At 74.1% G+C, this 23,085-nt stretch carries 22 protein-coding genes; 17 read left to right on the forward strand and 5 right to left on the reverse strand.

The features are described 5' to 3' along the window. Nucleotides 1-70: 70 nt before the first annotated feature. The 5 genes from J2S66_RS31010 to J2S66_RS31030 all read left to right on the forward strand — a co-directional run bounded on the left by J2S66_RS31010 (nt 71) and on the right by J2S66_RS31030 (nt 5,222). On the forward strand, nt 71-724 hold the full coding sequence (locus J2S66_RS31010) for a copper homeostasis protein CutC (RefSeq protein WP_310311544.1): 654 nt from the start codon (nt 71-73) through the stop codon (nt 722-724). A gap of 94 nt (nt 725-818) precedes the next feature. Further along, a complete protein-coding gene (locus tag J2S66_RS31015) occupies nt 819-2,096 on the forward strand; it encodes an extracellular solute-binding protein (protein ID WP_310311546.1) in 1,278 nt (425 codons plus the stop codon). After that, on the forward strand, nt 2,093-2,986 hold the full coding sequence (locus tag J2S66_RS31020) for a carbohydrate ABC transporter permease (protein ID WP_306745576.1): 894 nt from the start codon (nt 2,093-2,095) through the stop codon (nt 2,984-2,986). The genes J2S66_RS31015 and J2S66_RS31020 overlap by 4 nt, the downstream gene beginning before the upstream one ends. 53 nt (nt 2,987-3,039) lie before the next feature. Further along, nucleotides 3,040-3,870, forward strand: coding sequence for a carbohydrate ABC transporter permease (locus J2S66_RS31025; RefSeq protein WP_310315210.1), 831 nt, complete (start codon nt 3,040-3,042; stop codon nt 3,868-3,870). Between the two features lie 2 nt (nt 3,871-3,872). Next, on the forward strand, nt 3,873-5,222 hold the full coding sequence (locus J2S66_RS31030; protein ID WP_445381002.1) for a beta-N-acetylhexosaminidase: 1,350 nt from the start codon (nt 3,873-3,875) through the stop codon (nt 5,220-5,222). Between the two features lie 12 nt (nt 5,223-5,234). Here the strand turns inward: J2S66_RS31030 and J2S66_RS31035 are convergent, their stop codons facing one another. Continuing rightward, complete coding sequence (locus J2S66_RS31035) at nt 5,235-5,480, reverse strand: PspC domain-containing protein (RefSeq protein WP_310311549.1); 246 nt, start codon at nt 5,478-5,480, stop codon at nt 5,235-5,237. 184 nt (nt 5,481-5,664) lie between these two features. Here J2S66_RS31035 and J2S66_RS31040 point away from each other — a divergent pair, with 184 nt between their 5' ends. Genes J2S66_RS31040 through J2S66_RS31075 form a run of 8 tightly spaced genes read left to right on the forward strand, consistent with a single transcriptional unit; the run spans nt 5,665 to nt 14,434 of the window. Next, the gene (locus J2S66_RS31040) at nt 5,665-6,579 is read left to right on the forward strand and encodes an AAA family ATPase (RefSeq protein WP_310311550.1); all 915 of its coding nucleotides are present in this window, start codon (nt 5,665-5,667) and stop codon (nt 6,577-6,579) included. Beyond that, nucleotides 6,576-7,664 carry a vWA domain-containing protein gene (locus J2S66_RS31045; RefSeq protein WP_310311552.1) on the forward strand — a complete coding sequence of 363 codons (1,089 nt, stop codon included), beginning with the start codon at nt 6,576-6,578 and terminating at the stop codon, nt 7,662-7,664. The genes J2S66_RS31040 and J2S66_RS31045 overlap by 4 nt, the downstream gene beginning before the upstream one ends. Further along, the gene (locus J2S66_RS31050) at nt 7,657-8,778 is read left to right on the forward strand and encodes an XdhC family protein (RefSeq protein ID WP_310311554.1); all 1,122 of its coding nucleotides are present in this window, start codon (nt 7,657-7,659) and stop codon (nt 8,776-8,778) included. The genes J2S66_RS31045 and J2S66_RS31050 overlap by 8 nt, the downstream gene beginning before the upstream one ends. A 59-nt stretch (nt 8,779-8,837) precedes the next feature. Continuing rightward, nucleotides 8,838-9,314 (forward strand): (2Fe-2S)-binding protein, encoded by a 477-nt coding sequence (locus J2S66_RS31055; protein WP_310311556.1) that lies wholly within the window; start codon nt 8,838-8,840, stop codon nt 9,312-9,314. After that, nucleotides 9,311-11,833 carry a xanthine dehydrogenase family protein molybdopterin-binding subunit gene (locus J2S66_RS31060; protein ID WP_310311561.1) on the forward strand — a complete coding sequence of 841 codons (2,523 nt, stop codon included), beginning with the start codon at nt 9,311-9,313 and terminating at the stop codon, nt 11,831-11,833. Before J2S66_RS31055 ends, J2S66_RS31060 begins: the two co-directional genes overlap by 4 nt. Then, nucleotides 11,830-12,690 (forward strand): FAD binding domain-containing protein, encoded by an 861-nt coding sequence (locus J2S66_RS31065; protein ID WP_310311563.1) that lies wholly within the window; start codon nt 11,830-11,832, stop codon nt 12,688-12,690. Before J2S66_RS31060 ends, J2S66_RS31065 begins: the two co-directional genes overlap by 4 nt. After that, entirely contained in the window at nt 12,687-13,337 is a 651-nt protein-coding gene (locus tag J2S66_RS31070) for an SRPBCC family protein (protein ID WP_310311566.1), read from the forward strand. Before J2S66_RS31065 ends, J2S66_RS31070 begins: the two co-directional genes overlap by 4 nt. Then, nucleotides 13,334-14,434 (forward strand): CapA family protein, encoded by a 1,101-nt coding sequence (locus tag J2S66_RS31075; RefSeq protein ID WP_374726224.1) that lies wholly within the window; start codon nt 13,334-13,336, stop codon nt 14,432-14,434. The genes J2S66_RS31070 and J2S66_RS31075 overlap by 4 nt, the downstream gene beginning before the upstream one ends. Before the next feature lie 173 nt (nt 14,435-14,607). Here J2S66_RS31075 and J2S66_RS31080 read toward each other — a convergent pair whose 3' ends face one another. The 3 genes from J2S66_RS31080 to J2S66_RS31090 all read right to left on the reverse strand — a co-directional run bounded on the left by J2S66_RS31080 (nt 14,608) and on the right by J2S66_RS31090 (nt 18,138). Then, nucleotides 14,608-15,546 carry an o-succinylbenzoate synthase gene (locus tag J2S66_RS31080; RefSeq protein ID WP_310311570.1) on the reverse strand — a complete coding sequence of 313 codons (939 nt, stop codon included), beginning with the start codon at nt 15,544-15,546 and terminating at the stop codon, nt 14,608-14,610. 9 nt (nt 15,547-15,555) lie between these two features. Beyond that, a complete protein-coding gene (locus J2S66_RS31085) occupies nt 15,556-16,101 on the reverse strand; it encodes a hypothetical protein (protein ID WP_310311572.1) in 546 nt (181 codons plus the stop codon). A 375-nt stretch (nt 16,102-16,476) separates the two neighbouring features. Beyond that, nucleotides 16,477-18,138, reverse strand: a complete 1,662-nt coding sequence (locus J2S66_RS31090) for a DNA repair helicase XPB (RefSeq protein ID WP_310311574.1) — start codon at nt 18,136-18,138, stop codon at nt 16,477-16,479. 218 nt (nt 18,139-18,356) lie between these two features. Between J2S66_RS31090 and J2S66_RS31095 the strand changes: the two genes are divergently transcribed. The 4 genes from J2S66_RS31095 to J2S66_RS31110 all read left to right on the forward strand — a co-directional run bounded on the left by J2S66_RS31095 (nt 18,357) and on the right by J2S66_RS31110 (nt 21,784). Next, a complete protein-coding gene (locus J2S66_RS31095; protein WP_310311576.1) occupies nt 18,357-19,028 on the forward strand; it encodes an LppU/SCO3897 family protein in 672 nt (223 codons plus the stop codon). A gap of 68 nt (nt 19,029-19,096) precedes the next feature. After that, nucleotides 19,097-20,284, forward strand: a complete 1,188-nt coding sequence (locus tag J2S66_RS31100) for an LppU/SCO3897 family protein (protein WP_310311578.1) — start codon at nt 19,097-19,099, stop codon at nt 20,282-20,284. Nucleotides 20,285-20,357: 73 nt separating this feature from the next. Then, entirely contained in the window at nt 20,358-20,819 is a 462-nt protein-coding gene (locus tag J2S66_RS31105) for an LppU/SCO3897 family protein (protein ID WP_310311580.1), read from the forward strand. Nucleotides 20,820-20,902: 83 nt separating this feature from the next. Then, nucleotides 20,903-21,784: an LppU/SCO3897 family protein gene (locus J2S66_RS31110; RefSeq protein WP_310311582.1), complete on the forward strand. Its 882-nt coding sequence runs from the start codon at nt 20,903-20,905 to the stop codon at nt 21,782-21,784. 58 nt (nt 21,785-21,842) lie between these two features. On the opposite strand, the gene J2S66_RS31115 is transcribed toward J2S66_RS31110, so the two are convergent. Continuing rightward, on the reverse strand, nt 21,843-22,820 hold the full coding sequence (locus J2S66_RS31115; protein WP_310311584.1) for an ABC transporter substrate-binding protein: 978 nt from the start codon (nt 22,818-22,820) through the stop codon (nt 21,843-21,845). Between the last annotated feature and the right edge of the window lie 265 nt (nt 22,821-23,085).

Here is a 23,085-nt window from a genome sequence, read left to right on the forward strand (position 1 = left end):
CGACCGATCGGGTGACGGGACGTCGGCGGGGCGGCGCCGGCGCGGACGGTGGCTCGTTATGGTCCAGACCATGCTGGAAGTCATCGCACTGCACGCGGCCGACGCCGAGGCCGCGCAGGCCGGCGGCGCGGACCGTCTGGAACTGACCGTCGACATGGCCTCGGACGGCCTCACGCCGCCGGTCCGCGTCTACCGCGAGGTCGCCGCGGCGACCGACCTGCCGGTGCGGGTCATGCTGCGCGACGCCGCCGGGTTCGCGCCCGGCGACCCCGACCGGTTGCGGCGGGACGCGGCGGCGCTGCGCGAGGCGGGCGCGTCGGAGTTCGTGCTGGGGTTCCTGGACGGCGACGGGCGGGTCGACGCGGACGCCGTGCGGGCCGTGCTGGCCGAGGTCGAGGGCTGCGCCTGGACGTTCCACCGGGCGCTCGACCACTCAGCCGACCCCGAGGCGGCGTGGGGCGTCGTCACCGGGCTCGGCTGCGACACGGTCCTCGCCGCCGGCAGCCCGCGCGGCGTGGCGGACGGCCTGCCCGTGCTGGAGCGGCTCGCCGCCCGGCAGCGCGACGCCCGGCTGCTCGTCGGCGGCGGGCTGAAGGCCGAGCAGGTCGCCCCGCTCAAGGCCGTCGGCGTCACCGCGTTCCACGTGGGCGGGGCCGTGCGCCCAGGCGGGTGGGACGCCCCGCTGTCCGCCGACGCCGTCCGGACCTGGGCGAATTTGGTCTAGACCGCTTGCCGATCCGGACATTAGCATCCCCGTTGCTTCCCTTGAAATAGTCGTTGCGCATAGCGCAACGCACTCCCAGGAAGAGGTGGCGAGGATGCGGTTCGTGGTGGCGGCAGCAGCGGTGGGCGCCGCCGTGCTGGCCGGGTGCGCCCCGGTCCAGTCCGGCCCGGCGCCCACCGGCGCGGACGAGCAGACCGGGCAACTCCGGGTCTGGCTGTTCGACGAGGTCAACAGGGGACCGAAGGAGGCGGTCGTGCAGGAGGCCGTCACCGAGTTCCAGCAGGCGCACGAGGGCGTCACCGTGGACGTCCAGTACATCCAGGTGCAGACCCGCGCCGAGCGGTTCAAGGCCGCGTTCAGCGACCCGCGGAGCGCCCCCGACGTCGCCGAGTTCGGCAACACCGACCTCGCCGGCTACGTGGCCGGCGGCGGGTTCGCCGAACTCGACCTGTCGACGTGGGACGAGGCGGGCGACCTGCTGCCCGCCGTCCTCGACACCGCGAAGGTCGACGGCAAGGTCTACGGCGTCCCCTGGTACGTCGGCGTGCGCGCGCTCTACTACCGCACCGACGTCTTCCAGGAGCTGGGCCTCCGGCCGCCGACGACGCTCGACGCGATCGCCACGACCGCCCGCGCGATCCGCGCCGCCAAGCCCGACCTGCTCGGCATCTCCGCCGGCGGCAAGTACACCTACGGCGCCATGCCGTTCGTGTGGGCCAACGGCGGCGACATCGCGAGGGAGGACGGCGGGAAGTACGTCTCCGCCATCGACAGCACCGAGTCCAAGGCCGGCATCGGGCAGTACACCGAGCTGATCGCCGACGACATCTGCCCGCCCGCCCAGTGCGCCGGCAACGGCGGCGACGCCAGCGTCGAGGCGTTCCGCGCCGGCAAGGCCGCCATGGTCATCGGCGGCGACTTCAACCGCAAGTCCGTCGACGCCTCCACCGCCGCCGGCAAGTACGCCGTCGTCCCCGTGCCCGGCAAGGCCGAGGGCACGATCGCGCCGGCGTTCGCGGGCGGCAACCTGCTCGGCGTCCTCAAGGGCTCGCAGCGGCAGACCCTCGCCCGGGAGTTCACGCGGCTCCTCGGCGGCAAGACCTACCAGCGCAAGATGTTCGACGCCATGGGCAACCTGCCCACGTTCGGCGACGTGCAGGCCGAGGTCGCCCGGGCCAACCCCGTGCTGGAGCCGTTCATCCAGACCCTGGAGGCCGGCACGAGGTTCGTGCCCGTCACCCCCGACTGGGCCAAGGTCGACGCGCAGGCCGTGCTGCCGAACCTGCTCCAGAAGATCGCCGCGGGCGGTGAGGACGTCGACACCGCGGCCGAGGCGGCGGCCGACGAGATGAACGCCGCGTTCGGCTCGTGACGGCGGCCGTCGAGAAGGGGGACGGGCGGGCCGCGCTCGCCTACCTCGCCCCCGCCCTGCTGCTGCTCGTCGGCCTCCTGGGCTACCCGATCTACCAGCTCGTCCTGATCTCCCTCTTCGACTACGGCCAGGAGCAGGTCAGCGGTGGCGCGCCGCTGACCTTCCTGGGCCTGGGGAACTACGCCACCCTGCTGCGGGACGCGCGGTTCTGGTCCGTGCTCGGGCAGACCGTCGGCTTCGCGGCGGTGTGCGTGGTCGGGACCCTGCTGGTCGGCGCCTCCCTCGCGGTGCTGGCCACCAGGGTCCGCGCGTGGGCGCGCACCACGCTGTTCCTGGCCGCGCTCGGCGCGTGGGCCACGCCCGCCGTCGCCGGGTCCACGATCTGGCTGTTCCTGTTCGACGCGAACTTCGGCTTCGTCAACGAGGTCCTCGGCACCACCGGGTTCTCCTGGACCTACGACAGGTGGACCGCGTTCGGGCTCGTCGCCGCGCAGGTGGTCTGGTGCTCGTTCCCGTTCGTCATGGTCACGCTGTACGCGGGGATCAAGGCGATTCCGGGCGAGGTGCTGGAGGCCGCGGCGCTCGACGGCGCGTCGACCGCGAGGACCGCGACCAGCGTGATCCTGCCGCTGCTGCGGCCGCTGCTGATCGTCGTCACCATCCAGTCGGTCATCTGGGACTTCAAGGTGTTCACCCAGATCTACATCATGACGAACGGCGGCGGCATCGCCGGGCGCAACCTCGTGCTCAACGTGTACGCCTACCAGCAGGCGTTCGCCGCCTCCGAGTACGGGCTGGGCGCGGCGATCGGCGTGGTGACGACGCTGATCCTGCTGCTCGTCACCGTCGGGTACCTGCGGGCGCTGCGGCGGAGCGGGGAGGTCCTGTGAAGGGGATCGCCGGGAGGCAGGTCGCCGGGAAGGGGATCGGCGGGAACCGGAAGGTGTCGCGCGGGATCGCCGAGGTCGTCACCGTGGTCGTCGCGGGCGTCGTCGCGTTCCCGCTGTACTGGATGGTGCTGACCGCCCTCAAGCCCGAGTCCGAGGTCGTCTCGACCGACCCCCGCCCGTGGACGCTCGTGCCGACGCTCGACAGCTTCGTGCGGGCGCTCACCGTGCAGAGCTTCGGCCGCTACCTGGTCAACAGCCTCGTCGTGGCGGGCGCGGTGGTGGTGCTCAGCCTGTTCGTCTCGTTCCTGGCGGCCACCGCGCTGACCCGCTTCCGGTTCCGCAGCCGCACCACGCTGCTGGTGATGCTGCTGGTCGTGCAGATGGTGCCGGTGGAGGCGCTGACCATCCCGCTGTTCTTCGTCATGCGGTCCGTGCGGGACGTCGCGCCCGCGTTCGGGCTCAACCACCTCGGGTCGCTGGTGCTGGTGCACCTGGCGTTCAGCCTGCCGTTCGCGATCTGGATGCTGCGCGGGTTCGTCGCCGCCGTGCCCGTGGAACTGGAGGAGGCCGCCACGCTGGACGGCGCGTCCCGCTTCCGGTTCCTGTGGCAGGTGCTGTTCCCGCTCGTCGCGCCCGGCCTGGTGGCGACCAGCGTGCTGTCGTTCATCCACGCCTGGAACGACTTCCTGTTCGCCAAGACGTTCATCATCTCGGCGGCGGAGAACCAGACGCTGCCGCTCGCCCTCCAGGTGTTCATCAAGCCCGACCAGAACGACTGGGGCGCGATCATGGCCGGCTCGACCCTGATGACGATCCCGGTGCTGGTGTTCTTCGTCCTCGTCCAACGGCGCCTCGTCGCCGGTCTCGCGGGAGCCGTCAAGTGAACCTGCTGCCCAGGCCCGTGTCCTTCACCCCCGGTGACGGCGAGGTCGACTTCGACGGGGCGTTCCGGGTGGAGCGGGTCGACGGGCCCGCCGAGGGCTACCGGCTGTCCGTGTCGCCCGACGGGGTGCGCGTGCGGGCGTCCGACGACGCGGGCGAGTTCCACGCCCGGCAGACGCTGCGGCAGCTCAGCGGGCCCGCCGCGTTCCGGGCCGTGCCACCCGGGGTGGTGCGGCTGCCGGTGTGCGAGGTGGTCGACCACCCGCGGTTCGCGTGGCGGGGCGTGATGATCGACGTGGCCCGGCACTTCCTGCCCAAGCACGACCTGCTGCGCTACGTGGACCTCCTCGCCGCGCACAAGCTGAACGTGCTGCACCTGCACCTCACCGACGACCAGGGCTGGCGCTTCGAGTCGCGGCGCTTCCCGCGGCTGCACGAGGTCGGCGGGTGGCGGCCCGACTCGCGGTTCGGCGACCGGCGTTCCGGCGGCACCGCCGGGCGTCCGCACGGCGGCTACTACACCCAGGACGACCTGCGCGAACTCGTCGCCTACGCGGCGGCGCGGCACGTCACCGTGGTGCCGGAGGTCGACGTGCCCGGCCACAGCCAGGCCGCCATCGCCGCCTACCCGGAGCTGGGCGCCGCCGGCGGCGGCGTGTGGACGGACTGGGGGGTCAACCCCAACGTGCTCCGCGCGGACGAGTCCACCGTGGACTTCTACCGGCACGTGTTCGACGAGCTGCTCGACGTGTTCCCGAGCGAGGTCGTCGGCCTGGGCGGCGACGAGGCCGAGGGCGGTGACGGGCGGTTCGTGCGGCGCATCGCGCAGCACCTCGCGGCGCGCGGGCGGCGGCCGTTCGGCTGGGACGAGGTGCTCGACGTCGGCCCCCTGCCGACGTCCACCGTCGTCGCGTCGTGGCGCGGCGAGGAGCGCGGGCTGCGCGCGCTGGACCGCGGCCACGACGTCGTCATGTGCCCCGAGGAGCACGTCTACCTGGACTACCGGCAGTCCGACCACCCCGACGAGCCCATCCCCGTCGGGACGCGGACGACCCTGGAGGACGTCCACCGGTACGAGCCCGCCGGGGCGGACCGGGTGCTCGGGGCGCAGGCGAACCTGTGGACCGAGCACCTCGACTCACCGCGGCGCCTGGACTACGCCGCCTTCCCCCGCCTCAGCGCGTTCGCCGAGGTCGTGTGGAGCCCCGCGGGTCCCCGCGACTTCGCGGAGTTCCGGACCCGCCTCGCCGCGCACCACCTGCCGAGGCTGGACGCCCTCGGCGTCGAGTACCGCCCCCTCGACGGTCCCCGGCCGTGGCAGACCCTCCCCGGGGTGCCCGGCTTCCCCCGCTAGACCCCGTGCCCGTCAGGCCTCTTCGGGCACCAGGACCCACGCCGCGAGGTAGAGGATCGCGCCGGTGCCGAACCCGAAGAGGGTCCCGGCGACCAGCAGGATGCGCAGCAGCGCCGCGTCGACGCCGAGGAGCTTCGCGAGGCCGCCGCACACGCCCGCGACCATGCGGTCGTCCCGGCTGCGGCGGAGCTTCTTCACCTTGTCGGTGGCCTGGTTCAGGGTGTCGGTCGCCTGGTTCAGCACGGTGTTCGTCGTCATGGCACAAGCCTGCCGGACCGGGCGCACCGGCACATCGGGGACGCACCCCGGTTCTTCGTCAGGGTTCCACCACGACCCCACCCCTGAGGTCACGACCCCGCCCCGGAGTTCCCGGCCTCGGCGCCGCGTTCGAGCGGCCGCTCGGCGGAGCGCCGGGCCGCCACCGCCGCCTACCCTCGGACGTGTGACGCCAGTCGAGCCCGCCGCACCGCCGGAGCCCGCGACGCCGGACGACCTCGCCGCCGCGCTCGACCGCGTCGGCTACCTGCCGGACGACGGCGTGGCCACCGCCGCGTTCCTGGCCCTGCGGATGCGCCGCCCCCTGTTCTGCGAGGGCGAACCGGGCACCGGCAAGACCTCGCTGGCCGCGGCCCTCGCGACCGCCCTCGGCCTGCCGCTCCTCCGGCTCCAGTGCCACGAGGGCATCGACGCCACCCAGGCCCTCTACGACTGGGACTTCCCGCGCCAGCTCCTGCACCTGCGCGCCCTCGAAGCCGCGGGCGCGGTCGACGCCGAAGCCGCCGAGGCGTCTCTCCACACCCGCCGCTTCCTCCTCGCCCGCCCCCTCCTCCAGGCCCTCGAACGGGCGCCGTGCGTGCTGCTGGTCGACGAGGTGGACCGCGCCGACGACGAGTTCGAGGCGCTCCTGCTGGAGGTGCTGAGCGAGAACGCCGTGACCATCCCCGAACTGGGCCGCATCGCCGCCGACACCCCGCCGCTGGTCGTGCTCACCTCCAACCGCACCCGGGACGTGCACGACGCCCTCAAGCGCCGCTGCCTCTACCACTGGCTGGAGCACCCCGACCTGACCCGCGAGGTCGCCATCCTGCGCCGCGCCCTGCCCGACGTCACCGAGCGCCTCGCCACCCGCGTCGCCACCGCCGTCCGCGCCCTGCGCGACCTCGACCTGCTCAAACCGCCCGGCGTCGCCGAATCCCTGGACTGGGCCCGCGCCCTGCTCGCCCTCGGCCGCACGGACCTCGACACCGCCACGGCCGCCGCGACCCTCGGCGCCGTCCTCAAGTACCGGGAGGACACCCGGCGCGCCCTGGCGAGCGGTGTCCTCGACCGGGTGGCCGGGAGCGCGGTCGCGGGATGAGCGGAGCCGACGCGCCCACCGCGCTCGTGGGGTTCGCCCACGCCCTGCGGCACGCGGGCGTGGCGTGCGGGCCGGACCGGGTGCGGGCGTTCACCGCCGCGCTCGACCACCTCGACGTGGCGCGCGCGGCCGACGTGTACTGGGCCGGCCGGGTCACGCTGTGCGCGGAGCCGGACGACCTGCCCCGCTACGACGCCGCGTTCGCCGCCTGGTTCGGCGGCGGCGACCGGCTGCCGGCGAGCCGCCCGCGCGCCCGCACCAGGACGGCCTCGCACCTCGCCGCCCTCGGCGGAGGGGAGGGGCGCGGTGGTCGGGCGCCCGCGCTCAGGGTCGCGGCGAGCGACGTGGAAACCCTGCGCCGCAAGGACATCGCCGCCATGAGCCCCGCCGAGCGCGAGCACCTGCGGCGGTTGGTGGCCGAGCTGCGTCCCGTGCCGCCCCGGCGGCGGGCGGTGCGGGCGCGGCCCGCGCGCCGCGGCGCCGTCGACCCCGACCGGGTGCTGCGCCGGATGGTCGCCACCCGCGAGGCGGTGCCCGCCTACCGGCGCCGGACGACCCGACCGCGTCGGGTGGTGCTGCTGGTCGACGTGTCCGGCTCCATGAAGCCCTACGCCGACGCGCTGCTGCGGTTCGCGCACGTCGTCGCCCGCGCGATGCCCGTCGAGGTGTGCACCCTCGGCACCCGGCTCACCCGCGTCACCCGGCAGCTGCGGCACCGCGACCCCGGACTCGCGCTCGCCGCCGCGGCCCGCGCCGTGCCCGACGCCGACGGCGGCACGCGGCTGGGCGAGACGCTCAAGGCGTTCCTCGACCGGTGGGGGCAGCGGGGCGCGGCGCGCGGCGCGGTCGTCGTGCTGTGCTCCGACGGCTGGGAGCGCGGCGACACCGCCCTGCTCGCCGAGCAGGCGGCCCGGCTCGCCCGGCTGGCCCACCGGGTGCTGTGGGTCAACCCGCACGCGGGCCACGACGGCTACCGGCCCGTGCAGTCCGGCATCGCCGCCGCCCTGCCGCACCTGGACCGGCTGCTCGCCGGGCACAGCCTCGACACCCTGCACGCCCTGCTGGAGGAGGTCCGACGTGCGTGACGTGCTGGACGAACTGGCCCGCCGGGTCGACGCCGGGGAGACCGTCGGCGTCGGCACGGTCGTCGCGACGTTCAGCTCCGCGCCGCGCCCGCCCGGTGCGGCGATGCTCGTCGGCGCCGACGGCACGGTCGTCGGCAGCGTGTCCGGCGGCTGCGTCGAGGGCGCGGTGTACGAGCTGGCGCGGGAGGTCGTGGCCGGCGGCACGCCCGTGCTCCAGCGGTACGGGGTCAGCGACGACGACGCGTTCGCCGTGGGCCTGACCTGCGGCGGGATCATCGACGTGTACGTGGAGCCGGTGTCGTCGGCGACGTTCCCGCAGCTGCCCGACGTGCTGGCGAGCGTGCGCGCCGGGGAGCCGGTGGCCGTCGCCACGGTCGTCGAGCACCCGGAGTGGGTGGGCCGCCGGCTCGTGGTGCGGGCGGACCGGGTGGAGGGCGACGTGCCGTCCGACCGGGCCCGCGACGCCGTCGCCGACGACGCGCGCGGCCTGCTCGCCGCCGGCCGCAGCGGCACCCTGCGCTACGGGCCCGACGGCCAACGGCGCGGTGAGGGCATGGCGGTGTTCGTGAACTCGTTCGAGCCGCCGCCCCGGATGCTGGTGTTCGGCGCGATCGACTTCGCCGCCGCCCTCGCGCGGCTGGGCGCGTTCCTCGGCTACCGCGTCACCGTGTGCGACGCGCGACCGGTGTTCGCGACCGCCGGCCGGTTCCCCGAGGCCGACGAGGTGGTCGTCGACTGGCCGCACCGCTACCTGGCCGGGCAGGCCGCGGCCGGGGAGGTCGACGGGCGCACGGTCGTCGCCGTGCTCACCCACGACCCGAAGTTCGACGTGCCGCTGCTGGAGGTCGCCCTGCGGCTGCACCTCGGCTACGTGGGCGCGATGGGGTCCCGCCGGACCCACGACGACCGGCTGCGGCGGCTGCGCGAGGCGGGCGTCACCGAGGACGAGCTGGCCCGGCTGTCCTCGCCCATCGGCCTCGACCTCGGCGCCCGCACCCCCGAGGAGACCGCCGTGTCGATCGCCGCCGAGGTCATCGCGCTGCGCTGGGGCGGCGGCGGGGAGCGGCTGACCCGAACCGACGGCGCCATCCACCGCGCACCGGGGGTTGTCTGACCCGACGACCGGGAGCAGGCTTGCGTGTGACCCCCACCACCACCGGACCTGGAGGGTTCATGCGGATCACCGTCACCGTCGACGGGGTGGCCTACACCGACGAGGTCGAACCCCGGACGCTGCTGGTCCACCACCTGCGCGAGCGGCTCGGCAAGACCGGCACCGTCGTCGGCTGCGACACGAGCAACTGCGGCGCCTGCACCGTCCACCTCGACGGGCGCAGCGTGAAGTCCTGCTCGGTCCTCGCCGTGCAGGCCCACGGCCGCGAGGTGACCACCGTCGAGGGGCTGGCCACCGACGGGCGGCTGCACCCCGTGCAGCGCGCGTTCCACGAGAACCACGCCCTCCAGTGCGGGTTCTGCACCCCCGGCATGATCATGCAGGCCATCGACCTGCTCGCGGACAACCCCGACCCCGACGAGGACGAGGTGCGGCACGGCCTGGAGGGCAACCTCTGCCGCTGCACCGGCTACCAGAACATCGTCCGCGCGGTCCGCGACGCCGCCGCCCGCACGCGCGCCGGCGGTGCCGGATGACCGCGACCGCCGACCCCGCCGGCGCCGAGCGGGAGATCGGCCGGGCCCGCCGCCGCAAGGAGGACGCCCGGCTGATCACCGGCGCCACCCGGTGGACCGACAACCTCCAGTTACCCGGCATGCTGCACCTGGCCGTGCTGCGCAGCCCCGTCGCGCACGCCCGCGTCACGTCGGTCGACGTCGCCGAGGCCGCCCGCATGCCCGGCGTGATCACCGTCCTCACCGGCCGCGACCTCGCCGACGAGCAGGGCAGCCTGCCGTGCGCGTGGCCCATCACCGAGGACATGAAGGCGCCGCCCGCGCCGCCCCTCGCGGTGGACGAGGTGAACTTCGCGGGCGAGGCCGTCGCCCTGGTCGTGGCCCGCTCCGCGGCCGAGGCGCACGACGCGCTGGCCGCGATCGATGTCGACTACGAGGACCTGCCCGTGGTGCTCGACGTGACCCGCGCCGTCGAGGGCGGCGCGGACCTCGTGCACCCCGACCTGGGCACCAACACCAGCGCCACCTGGGTGTTCGACTCCGCCGAGGCGGGCACCGGCGGGGACGTCGACCGGGCGGTCGACGAGGCCGAGGTGGTCGTGCGCCGCACGTTCCGCCAGCAGCGGCTCATCCCCGCGTTCATGGAACCCCGCTCGGTGGTGGCCGACCCGTCGCCCGACGGCGTCACCCTGTGGTCGTCCACGCAGGTCCCGCACATCCTGCGGTGGATGCTGTCGGCCGTGCTCGGCATCCCCGAGCAGAAGATCCGGGTCGTCGCGCCGGACGTCGGCGGCGGGTTCGGCGGCAAGCTCCAGGTCACGCCCGAGGAGGTGCTGACCCTGCTCGTCGCGCGCCGCCTCGGCAAACCCGTGAAGTGGACCGAGACGCGCACCGAGTCCATGCTGTCCGGCCACCACGGCCGCGACCAGGTGCAGCGGCTCACCCTCACCGCCCGCCGCGACGGCACCGTCACCGGCCTCGACGTCGACCTGCTCGCCGACATGGGCGCCTACCTGCGGCTGGTCACACCGGGCGTGCCGATCCTCGGCGCGTTCATGTTCAACGCCATCTACAAGTTCCCCGCCTACCGGTTCACCTGCACGAACGTGTTCACGAACAAGGTGCCCACGGACGCCTACCGCGGCGCGGGGCGGCCCGAGGCCACGTTCGCGATCGAACGGCTCATGGACGAGCTGGCCGCCGAACTGGGCCGCGACCCCCTGGACCTGCGCCGGCAGAACTGGATCAGGCACGAGGAGTTCCCGTTCACCACGGTCGCGGGCCTCACCTACGACACCGGGAACTACGAGGCCGCCACCGACCGGGCCGTCGAGCTGTTCGACTACGACGCGCTGCGCGCCGAGCAGGCCGGGCGCCGCGCCGCCGGCGACACCGTGCAGCTCGGCATCGGCGTGTCCACCTACACCGAGATGTGCGGGCTCGCCCCGTCCCGCGTGCTCGGCGCCCTGCGGTACGCGGCCGGCGGCTGGGAGCACGCGGCGCTCCGCGTGCTGCCCACCGGCAAGGTCGAGCTGATCACCGGCACCTCGCCGCACGGCCAGGGCCACGTCACGGCGTGGAGCCAGATCGTCGCCGACCGGCTCGGCGTGCCGTTCGAGGACGTCGAGGTGCTGCACGGCGACACCCGCGTCGCGCACCGCGGCATGGACAGCTACGGGTCCCGCTCGCTGGCCGTCGGCGGCGCGGCCGTCGCGCTCGCCGCCGACAAGGTGCTGGCCAAGGCCCGCGCGCTGGCCGCGCACCTGCTGGAGGTCGGCGAGGACGACGTCGAGTTCGCCTCCGGCGCGTTCGCCGTGCGCGGCACGTCCACCACGCTGGCGTTCGGCGACGTGGTGGTCGCCGCCCACGTCGCGCACGACTTGCCCGACGGCATGGAACCCGGCCTCGACGCGGAGGCCGTGTTCGACCCGGAGAACTTCTCCTACCCGCACGGCACGCACCTGTGCGCGGTCGAGGTCGACACGGAGACCGGCGCGGTGCGGATTCGCTCGTACGTGTGCGTGGACGACGTCGGCACGGTGGTGAACCCGCTGATCGTGGAGGGCCAGGTGCACGGCGGCCTGGCGCAGGGCATCGCGCAGGCCCTGTTCGAGGAGGCCGTGCACGACGAGCACGGCACCCTCACCACGGCCACCCTCGCCGACTACCTGCTGCCCTCCGCGGTGGACCTGCCGCACTTCACCACCGACCGCACCGAGACGCCCGCCGACTCCAACCCGCTGGGCGTGAAGGGCGTCGGCGAGGCGGGCACCATCGCGTCCACCCCGGCCGTGGTCAACGCCGTCGTGGACGCCGTGCGGCACCTGGGCGTGACCGACGTGGAGATGCCGTGCACCCCGATGCGGGTGTGGAAGGCGATCCGGGGCGCGTCCACCGACCTGCCCACCACGCCCGCCGCCGGCGGCGGCCTCGGTTCCCTCCACCCCGGTTCCCCCGGCCCGACTTCCCCCGGCCCGACTTCCCCCGGCCCGACTTCCACCGGCCCGGCTCCCACCCCCTCGACCGGAGGCGACGCATGATCCCGGCCGCGTTCGACTACGTCGCGCCCACCACCGTCGAGGACGCCGTGCGGGCCCTCGCCGAGGGCGGCGAGGACGCCAAGGTGATGGCGGGCGGGCAGAGCCTCATCCCGGTGCTGCGGATGCGGCTGGCCGCGCCGACCCTCGTCGTCGACGTGACCGGGCTGACCGCGCTGGCGGGCGTGCGCGACGAGGGCGACTCGCTGCTCGTCGGCGCCCTCACCACGCACCACGACGTGCGGCGCGACCCGCTGGTGCGCGAGCACGCCGACCTGCTGCGGCTCGCCACCGACACCGTCGCCGACCCGCAGGTGCGCCACCGCGGCACGGTCGGCGGCTCCCTGGCCCACGCCGACCCGGCCGGCGACCTGCCCGCCGTGGCGCTCGCGGTCGACGCGGTGATGGTGTGCGCGGGACCGGGCGGGACCCGCGAGGTGCCCGCGGCGGAGTTCTTCGTCGACTACTTCACCACCGACCTCGCCCCCGACGAACTGCTCACCCACGTGCGCGTGCCCAAGCTGACCGGCTGGGGCGCGTGCTACGAGAAGTTCGCCCGGGTCGCCCAGGCGTGGTCGGTCGTCGCGGTCGCCGCGGCGGTGCGGGTCGTCGACGGCGAGGTCGCCGGCGCCCGGATCGGCCTGACCAACATGGGGCCCACCCCGGTGCGGGCGCGCGGCGCGGAGGAGGCGCTGGTCGGACGGCCCGCGACGGCCGCGGTGATCGCCGAGGCCGCCGCCCGCGCCGCCGAGGGCGCGAACCCCGCGACGGACGCCGACGGCGATGCCGAGTACCGCTCGCACCTGGCCCGGGTGCTCACCCGACGCGCGGTGACCACCGCGGTGGGGGTGCGCCCGTGAAGCTGGATCACCGGTTCTCCGTGCCCGCGCCCGTGCCGGACGTGTGGGCGGCGCTGCTCGACCCGGAGAAGGTGGCGCCGTGCATGCCGGGCGCCACCCTCACCGGTGTCGACGGCCGGTCGTTCACCGGCACCGTCAAGGTCAAGCTCGGCCCGGTGACCCTGCTCTACAAGGGCACCGGCGAGTTCACGTCCGTCGACGACCGGGTGCGCGCCGCCGTCCTGAAGGCCACCGGCAAGGACACCAGGGGCAACGGCACGGCGTCCGCGACCGTGTCCGTGGCGCTCACCCCCGCCGACGGCGGCACCGACGTCTCCGTGGTCACCGACCTGAACGTCACCGGGCGTCCCGCGCAGCTCGGGCGCGGCCTCGTGGCCGACGTCGCGGGCAAGGTCGTCGCCGAGTTCGCCGAATGCCTGGCGACGCGGCTCTCGCCGGCGGAAGCTGAGGAGGTGACTTCCGCACCAGGCGCCACCGGTCCGAGCGCGCCGCCGCCGCCCCGGCCGGAGCCCCGCCCCGCCCCGGGCGAGCCGCTCGACCTGCTCGACGCGGCGGGCGCGCCCGTCCTCAAGCGGCTGCTGCCGGTGGCCGCTCTGCTGGCGGTGCTGGTGCTGCTGGTCCGCGGCCTGCGCCGGCGGCGCAGCTGAACGCGCGCGGCAGGCGGCTGGCCCTCGGGTTGGCCGCCTGCACCGCGGCGGTGGCCTGCACCGGGTCGCCCGTGGTGATCACGCCGTCCCGCGCGCCGACGACGACCGCCGGCACGACCGCCGCGCCCGAACCCCCGTCGTTCACGCTCGCCGCGGGCGGTGACATCCTCGTCCACCCCGCGCTGACCGAGCAGGCCGACCAGGACGGCGCCCGCGACTTCACGCCCCTGCTGGAAGGGCTGCGGCAGGCGATCGACGCCGACGTGTCCATCTGCCACCTGGAGACACCGCTGTCCGCGCCCGGCGCGCCGACGTTCGGCTACCCGGCGTTCAGCGCGCCGCCCGAGGTGGCGACCGCGCTGCGGAACATCGGCTACGACAGCTGCTCGACCGCGTCCAACCACACCCTCGACCGGGGGCCGTCCGCCATCGCCACCACGCTGGACGTGCTGGACGCGGCGGGGCTGGAGCACACCGGCTCGTTCCGCTCGCCCGAGGAGTCCGCCACGCCGCTGCTGCTCGACGCGAAGGGCGTGAAGGTCGGGCACGTGGCGTTCACGTACGGCTTCAACGGCATCCCGCTGGACCAGCCGTGGCGGGCCAACCAGCTCTCCGTCGAGGGCGTCCTCACCGCCGCGCGCGCCGCCCGCGCCGCCGGTGCCGAGGTCGTCGTGGCCTCCCTGCACTGGGGCGACGAGTACCGGCACGAGGCGACGCCGCAGCAGCGCGACATGGCGCGGGCGATCCTCGGCGACCCGGCCGTCGACCTGATCATCGGCACGCACGTGCACGCCGTGCAGCCGATCGAGCGGATCGGCGACAAGTGGGTCGTCTACGGCATGGGCAACGAGGCGGCCCGCCACTCCGAGCCGCGCGGCATCACCGAGGAGGGCATCGTCACCCGCTTCCGCTTCGTCAAGACCGACGCCGGCTGGACCGTCCGGGACGCGTCGTACGTGCCGACCCTGGTGGAGTTCGGCCCCCCGATCCGCGTGGTCGACCTGACCCGCGTCCCCACCTCCCCGCGCCGCACCGAGGCCCTGACCCGCACCGACGGCGTCGTCCGCAGCCTGGGCGCGGACATCACCCACCCCTGATCCGCGTGTCGTAAGTTCGACCCCCGCGTGTCGTAAGTAGGGCCCCCGCGTGTCGTAAGTTCGGGTCGATATGTCCACGGTTGATGCGCCTGTTCAAGGCCGAGCGAGCCCAGGTGCACGACTCGCGCGAGGTGAACTTACGACTCGCCGCGGTTGGACTTACGACACGCGGGTCAGCCGATCAGGCGGCGGACCCGGCCGATGCGGTCCAGCCAGCGGTCCTCCGTGCCGGGGTCCGCGGCGAACTCGGCCAGGCGGTCGGGGACCGGGGCCTTCGTCGGCACGGGCAGCCGGCCGTCCACCGGGCGCAGCGACCCGCTCGTCACGTCGCCGTCCAGCAGGGACAGCGTGCCCAGCCCGCACGCGAACTCCAGCGACGGCAGCGCGCCCGCCAGGGCCAGGCCCGCCGCCATGCCCACGGAGGTCTCCAGGGCCGACGACACCACGCACGGCAGGCCGCACGCCTCCGCCACCTCCAGCGCCCGCCGCACCCCGCCCAGCGGCGCGACCTTGATCACCGCCACGTCCGCCGCGCCCGCCACCGCGACCTTCAGCGGGTCCTCGGCGTGCCGGATCGACTCGTCCGCCGCGATCCGCACGTCCACCCGCCGCCGCACGGCGGCCAGCTCCCCGATCGTCCGGCACGGCTGCTCGACGTACTCCAGGCCGCCGGCCGCGCGGTCCAGGGCCTTGATGGCGGACACCGCCGCGTCCACGTCCCACGCGGTGTTCGCGTCCACCCGCACCGCGCCCGACGGACCGAGCGCGTCGCGCACCGCCGCCACCCGCTCCAGGTCGGCGGACAGCGGCGTGCCCGGGTCGGCGACCTTCACCTTCGCGGTCGAGCAGCCCGACGCCGCCACGACCTCGAACGCCCGCTCCGGCGACACCACCGGCACCGTGCAGTTCACCGGCACCGACGTGCGCACGGGCGCGGGCCAGCCCTGCTCCACGGCCTCCAGCGCGCACAGCAGCCACGGCACCGACTCGACGTCCGAGTAGTCCTCGAACGGGCAGAACTCGCCCCACCCGGCCGGTCCCTCCCAGATCACGCCGTGGCGGGCGGTGATGCCGCGGAACCGGGTGCGCATGGGGATCGAGTAGACCTGCACCGGCGAATCCTAGATCGGGTCCAGCGCGGCCACCCGGCGAAGCGCGCTGTCCAGCGTGCGGTCGTCGCACTCGGGAGCGGTGCTCTCCTCGGCGAGCACCCGCAGCGCCGCCGCGAACCGGTCCACCCGCGCGTCCAGGTCGGCCAGTTCCCGCGTCGTCTCCGCGACGGCCGTCGCCAGACCGGGCCGGTTCTCGGCCACCCGCAACGCCTCCCGCACGACCAGCGACCCGCGCAACCCCGCCAGCGCGCCCCACAGCAGGCGCTCCACGTGCGCGACCCGCCGCGGTTCCAGGTCGCGCACGAGGTCGAAGTCGGCGCACAACCGCCCCGCCCGCCGCCGCTGCGCCACGTCGGTGAACTGCCCCGCGTGCACGACGTCGTCCGCGTCCGCCGCCGACGCCACCTGCCACGCCGTCACCCGCACCGGCAGCAGCGCGACCAGCGCCACCACCGACACCGGCACGCACGCCAGGCCGACCGACCACCACGCCGTCGGTCCCACCACGACCGACGCCCACGCCACCAGCGCCGCCGGCACCGGCAGCGGACGCACCCTCGCCCACCGCACCCGCCGCCGAGCCACCGCCGCGGCCGGGCCCGGATCGGCACCCGGACGCCACATCCACCACCGCGGCAACGGCACCACTCGCGTCATGACCCACCGATCGTCGGCGAAACGCCGATCAACCTAGTGGGCTCGGCCGACCTCGGTGCGCTCCGGCCCGCGCGTCGTCAGCGGGCCGCGAGGAACGCCGCGAACGCCGTGCGGGAGAACGCGAGCAGAGGGCTCGTCCCCCGAGCTCCAAGGCCCGGTCCACCTTCGGCGGCCGGCGGGGTGAACTGGGCATGGTCGTCACCGGGGACGGTCCGGAGCAGGTGGTCGAGCACTTCCGGCGAGCGCTCGACCGGCTCCGCGCGGAGGCCCCGCTCAGCTGATCTCGGGGAGCTTCGGCCCGAGCAGGTCGTCCGCGTCCACGATCCGGTAGGCGTAGCCCTGCTCGGCCAGGAAGCGCTGCCGGTGCGCGGCGTACTCGGTGTCGAGCGTGTCGCGCGACACCACCGAGTAGAAGTGCGCCTGCCGCCCGTCGCCCTTGGGCCGCAGCAGCCGGCCGAGCCGCTGCGCCTCCTCCTGCCGCGACCCGAACGTGCCCGACACCTGCACCGCCACCGACGCCTCGGGCAGGTCGATCGAGAAGTTCGCCACCTTCGACACCACCAGCGTGCGCAGCTCGCCCCGCCGGAACCGGTCGAACAGCTCCTCGCGCTCCTTGTTCTTCGTCGAACCCTGGATCACCGGCGCGCCCAGCGCCTCGCCGAGCGACTCCAGCTGGTCCAGGTAGGCGCCGATCACCAGCGTCGGCTCACCGGCGTGCCGGTCGAGGATCGCCTGCACCACCGGCAGCTTCGTGCGGGCCGTGGAGCACAGCTTGTAGCGCTCCTCCGGTTCGGCCGTCGCGTACTCCAGCCGCTCGTTGTCGGTCAGCGTGACCCGGACCTCGGTGCACTCGGCGGGCGCGATCCAGCCCTGCGCCTCGATGTCCCGCCACGGCACGTCGTACCGCTTCGGCCCGATCAGCGAGAACACGTCGCCCTCCTGGCCGTCCTCGCGCACGAGCGTCGCGGTCAGGCCGAGGCGGCGGCGCGACTGGAGGTCGGCCGTCATCCGGAACACCGGCGCGGGCAGCAGGTGCACCTCGTCGTAGACGATCAGGCCCCAGTCGCGCGAGTCGAACAGCTCCAGGTGCTTGTACTCGCCCTTCGACTTGCGGGTGATCACCTGGTAGGTCGCGATGGTCACCGGGCGGATCTCCTTGCGCTCACCCGAGTACTCGCCGATCTCGTCCTCGGTGAGCGACGTGCGCGCCACCAGCTCCCGCTTCCACTGCCTGCCCGCCACCGTGTTGGTGACCAGGATCAGCGTGGTCGCCTGCGCCTCGGCCATCGCCGCCGCGCCGACCAGGGTCTTGCCCGCGCCGCACGGCAGCACGACGACGCCCGAGCCGCCAGCCCGGAACGCCCGCGCGGCCAGCCGCTGGTAGTCGCGCAGCTGCCAGCCGTCCTCCTCCAGCACGATGGGGTGCGCCTCGCCGTCGACGTACCCGGCGAGGTCCTCGGCGGGCCAGCCGACCTTGAGCAGCAACTGCTTGAGGCGACCGCGCTCGCTGGGGTGCACGACCACCGTGTCGTCGTCGACGCGGTCGCCGAGCATCGGCTTGACCTTCTTGTGCCGCATGACCTCTTCGAGCACGGCGCGGTCGAGCGAGATGAGGGTCAGGCCGTGCACGGGGTGGTTGGCCAGCTGGAGCCGGCCGAAGCGGCCCATGGTGTCGACCACGTCCACCAGCAGCGCCTGCGGCACCGGGTAGCGCGAGTAGCGGACCAGGGCGTCCACGACCTGCTCGGCGTCGTGGCCGGCGGCGCGGGCGTTCCACAGCGCCAGCGGCGTCACGCGGTAGGTGTGCACGTGCTCGGGCGCGCGCTCCAGCTCGGCGAACGGCGCGATGGCGGTGCGCGCGTCGTCCGACAGCGGGTGGTCCACCTCCAGCAGCAGGGTCTTGTCCGACTGGACGATCAAGGGGCCGTCGGTCACGGGTGCGCACTCCTGTCGGTTGTGTACCCCCAGTGTGCCCACCGCGGGCAAGTCGGTCGCGCAGCGTCCCCGGCCCGCTACCGAACGCTCACGGACTCGGTTCGGTAAATCGGGTCACACCCGTGCGGCGCAACCGTTAGCGTCCTGCCGCCCCCACCGCGCACCCCTCGCGCGGGTGGACGACTAGGGGGCTCCACGACTGACGAACGAAGGCACAGATGAGCACGGACGCGCCCGCGCCCACCCCCCAGTTCCCGCAGGGCCCGCAGCAGCCGGGGCCCCAGTACCCGGCTCCCCACGGGCAGGCCCCTTACGGCCAGGCTCCCCACGGGCAGGCTCCCCAGTTCCAGGGCGGTCCGGTCCCCGAAGCGCCGAAGAAGAAGAGCGTCCTCACGCGCATCCTCGGCTACGTCGCGGGCCTGATCGTGGCCGGTCTGGTGCTGTACGGCTTCAACTACTTCACCAGCGACGCCGCCCAGACCAAGGCGGGCGACTGCGCGAGCGTGACCGGCACCGCCACCAAGCCCGAGTACAAGACGGTGGACTGCGGCGCGGCCGAGGCCAACTACACCGTGGGCAAGGTGCTCGACTCCACGTCCGCGTCGTGCGGCGGGGACGGCGTCTACGACGAGTACACCGAGACCGCCCGCCGGGGTCCCGACTCGAAGCTGTGCCTGATGCCGAACTTCGTCGAGGGCAAGTGCTACGAGCTGACCTCCAGCACGACGCAGATGGGCTACCCGCCGGTCGACTGCGGTCAGCCGCAGGTGTTCAAGCTGGTGAAGGCGGTCAAGGGCAGCGCGGACGGCAGCGCGTGCGGCGACGCCACCCCGCTGGTCTACGACGAGCCCAAGACGACGTTCTGCTTCGGCGAGCCCGTGAGCGCCTGATCGGTGCGGAGGGTGCGCGTGCCGCTACCTTTTGGGGCGTCACGCGCACCCGTCCAGCGAGGATGATCATGAGCAACGAGCCGACGAAGCCCGACGACGACGCGCCCGAGCCCGTGGCGGGTGGCGCCTCACCGGCCAAGCCCACCGCCTCGTCCTCGCCGGACACCCCCGCGACCGGTCCCGCCGACCGGACCGGTGCCGCCCGGGCCGCTGCCGCCGCCGACGCGGACCGCGTCGCCGCGGCCGAGGCCGCCGCCGCGACCGCGCGGGAGCCGGAACTGGCCCCGCCCGCCTCGTCCTCCGTGGGTTCGGGCTCCGCGGGCCCGGGCGTCGCCGGGTCCACCGGCGCCACCCCCGAGTCCGGCGCCGGCGCCCGCGACCAACCGGTCGCCGGCAACGAGCCCGTCACCCCCGCCGGTCCGACCCCCGTCCCCGGCGCCCGCCAGGTGCCCTCCGCGGACCCGGTCACCCCCGGTGCCGACGGCCCGACCTCCCCGGCGCCCGCCGTAGACGAGCCGACGGGGGGCGACCGGGCCGCCGCTCCCGGCGCCGCGGCCGGTGGCTCCGCCGCCGGGGTGCCGGCCGGCACCGCCACCCCCGCCGGCGCGGCGGCGACCCCGTCCCCGCCCGCGCGCCCGGTCGGCGAGGTCCCGCCCGGCCCCGGCGCCGCGATCCCCGGCGCCGCGCCGGCCGACTCGATCTCCGACTCCGTCCCGCCCGCGCGCCCCGCCGACGACGGCGAACCCGCCCGCGGAACCGGCGGCGGGAAGAAGGTCCTCATCGGCGTGCTGATCGTGCTGCTGGTCGGCGTCGTCGTGTACGGCGTGCGCATGCTCACCAACGACGCCTCGAACGCCGAGGCGGGCGACTGCGTCAGCCTCACCTCGCAGAGCGAGGACCGCGCCGACGTCGACACGCTCGACTGCTCCGCCGACAAGGCGTCCTACAAGGTCGGCAAGGTCCTGGAGGCGACCGACGCCACCTGCCCGGAGGACGGCCTCTACACCGAGATCGCCCCGGCCTCCAGCGTCGGCGACGGCTTCAAGCTGTGCCTGCTGCCCAACATGGCGGAGGGCGCCTGCTACAAGCCGGACGAGGGCACCGGGTTCGTGAAGACCGAGTGCACCGGTCCGGAGACCATCAAGGTGACCAAGGTCATCCAGGGTTCGGTCGACCTGGAGGGCTGCCCGGACGCCGCCGGCATGTCCTACCCGGAGCCCGCCGTCACCTACTGCCTGGCTCCCGCCGAGGAGTGATCCCCCGCCACGGGGTAACCCATTCGGGTGAACCGGCTCAATCGGTCGGACGACCGTGCCGATGCCCAAGGCCATGCGGAAGACGATCCGGTGGGGCATCGGCGCGGTCGGTCTGGTCGTGGTGGGCGCGTTCGCCGCCACGGCGCTCGAAGCCGACCCGGAGGGCCCGCCGGTGGGTGCGTGCGCCCGGATCGAGGGCACGGCGAAGGCACCGAGGTACCTGGCGCTGGACTGCTCCTCCGACCGGGCGACGGTGAAGGTCGCCAAGGTCGTCGAGGAGGGCGGGGAGTGCCCGACGGGCGGTGCGCCCTACTCGACCTACGTCGGCCCGGCCACGCTGTGCCTGATCCCCAACTTCGTCGTGGGCGGCTGCTACCGGCAGGACCGGAAGACGGGCCTGCGCAAGGTCGACTGCACGACCGCAGGCTCGATCCGCGTCGCCAAGGCGTCGAAGGACCCGGTGAACTGCGGTGACGACCGCGCCCTCAGCTACCCGGAGCCCGCCGTCACGTTCTGCCTCAGCCGCCCCGCCTGACGCGGCGCCCGTGCGCTGAAACGGCTGCGCCCGCCGGCCGCCCGGGGGTACGTTCCGCTCGCCCGATTCGAGAGGAACGCCAGGTGACCACGCCCCCCGACCAGCCGCCGCCCCACGGCCAGCCCCAGGGCTACCCGCCACCCCAGCAGCCGGGCTGGGGACAGCCGTCGTCGCCCCAGGGGTTCCCGGCCCAGCCCCACCCGCAGCAGCAGCCCGGCGGCTACGAGCAGCAGCCCGGCTACCCACCGCCGGGTTACCCGCAGCCGGGTTACCCGCAGCCGGAGTACCAGCAGCCGGGTTACCCGCAGCCGGGCCCTCCCCGGCCCGGCGGCTACCAGGACCCGCAGAACGCGTACCCGCCCCCGCCGCCCGGCTACCCGCCCCACGCCCAGCAGTTCCCGCCCGGGCAGCAGTTCGCGCCGGGGCAGCAGTTCCCGCCCCCGCCGCCCGCCAAGGGCGTGTCGAGCGGTGCGAAGAAGCTGATCGGCGTGGTCGTGGTCGGCATCGTCGGCATCGTGGTGGCGGGCGTCGTCTCCAACCTGACCGGCCCGTCCGGCGCGGACCCCGGCGAGTGCATCAAGGTCGTGTCGGCCGGCGTGTCGAACGCCAAGGTGGAGAAGGTCGACTGCGGCTCGTCGGAGGCCGCGTTCAAGGTCGCCTCGAACCTCGACAGCAGCGCCGACTCGTGCCCGGACGGTGACTACGCGGAGTACTCGGACCGGGGCGGCCGGCGCAGCAACGGCTTCAAGCTGTGCCTGATGCTCAACGCGGCCGAGGGCGACTGCTTCAAGCAGGAGGGCTCGATCGTCGCGGCCAAGACGACGAAGGTGACCTGCGGCCCGGAAGCCACCTACAAGGTCAGCAAGGTCGTCGCGGGCCGGGCCGACGAGAACGAGTGCAAGGGCGGCGAGACGCCCTCGGTCTACTCGAAGCCGGCGACCACGGTGTGCCTCGTCGAGGCGTGAAAGCGAAATGGACGAGGGGCCTTCCGGAAAAGAAGGCCCCTCGTTTCCTCACTAAGTGTCAGTTGGTGGTTCCGGGCGGCAACAACGCGCCGACGTCGAGCCGTTCGTCGAACACCTCTTCGGTGTCCATCATGTCGGCGACCCGCTGGAGCCGGACCGGGTTCAGCGACAGCGGGAACACACCCACGGACACCAGCGCCGCGGTCTGCTGGTCCACGTCGACGTAGCCGGTCAGCGCGTCCTGAACGGACAGCTTGTTGTTCGACGCGGCTTCCTGCGCGTCCCGCAGCACCTGCCGGAACAGGGCCAGCGTGCGCGGGTTGGCGTCGGCGAACTTCTTGCTCGACGCGTACCCCGACATGGGGAAGTCCTTGGTGGGGCCGATCGCGGTGTCGGTGACGACGCGGGCGCCCGCGTCGCGCTGGGCCTTGGTGATGAACGGCTCGGTCATCCACGCCGCGTCGACCTGCTTGGCCTTCATCGCGTCGACCATCTGGTCGAACGGCATCTCGCGCAGCACGATCCGCTGCTTCTCCACGCCGGCGGTCTTGAGCACGGCCTTCGTGGTGAGCGCGCCGACGTCCTCCGTGGAGTTCACCGCGATGCGCGGCGCGGCCAGCGCGCCGGGGGCGTCGTACTCCTTGTCCAGCGTGACCAGCGCCATCGTGCCGGTGCCCGCCTGGTACGCCTCGCCCTGGAGCTGGATCTGGGCGCCGGCGACGTAGCTGCGGAACAGGTTGACGTGGCTCGCCCAGGTCAGGTCGAGGGTCGTGTCGAGCTGCTGGATGCCCTCGTCCTCGGTGCTCAACGTCACCAGCTGGACCTGGAGGCCGGCCTTCTCGAACAGCTTGTCGTTGAGGGCGAGCTTCAGCGGCGCCACGTCGACGACCGGCAGCACGCCGATGCGCAGCGTGTTGCGCTCCACCTCGGGCTGGTCGCCGCTGTCGCCGCCCGGCAGCAGGCCGCACGCCGTCAGGGTCGCGGCGCAGGCGAACAACGCTGCCGCACGTCGCAGAACACGCGCTGGGGTAGGCATGGCACCTCTCGCCGGAACGACCTTGGACCGAGGTCTTTTGATCAACTAATTGTCGACGAACATGTCGATGTGGGGGATGGTAACCACCCAGAGGTATGAAACGACAGTCCTGCTCGGATACGGTGGGTGCTCTCGGACTCTTCCCCGCAGCAGGGATCGAGCACTACGCTCCCCGGCTGGTGGCACCGGTCGTCGCAGACGGTCGTGTCGCCGCGCGGGGGTGGGGTGCCTAGCCAACGCCACCGTCCCTGTGCTGCAATTCGCC

This window comes from Saccharothrix longispora (assembly GCF_031455225.1).
In the GTDB taxonomy this organism is placed as follows: Bacteria; Actinomycetota; Actinomycetes; order Mycobacteriales; family Pseudonocardiaceae; genus Actinosynnema; species Actinosynnema longispora.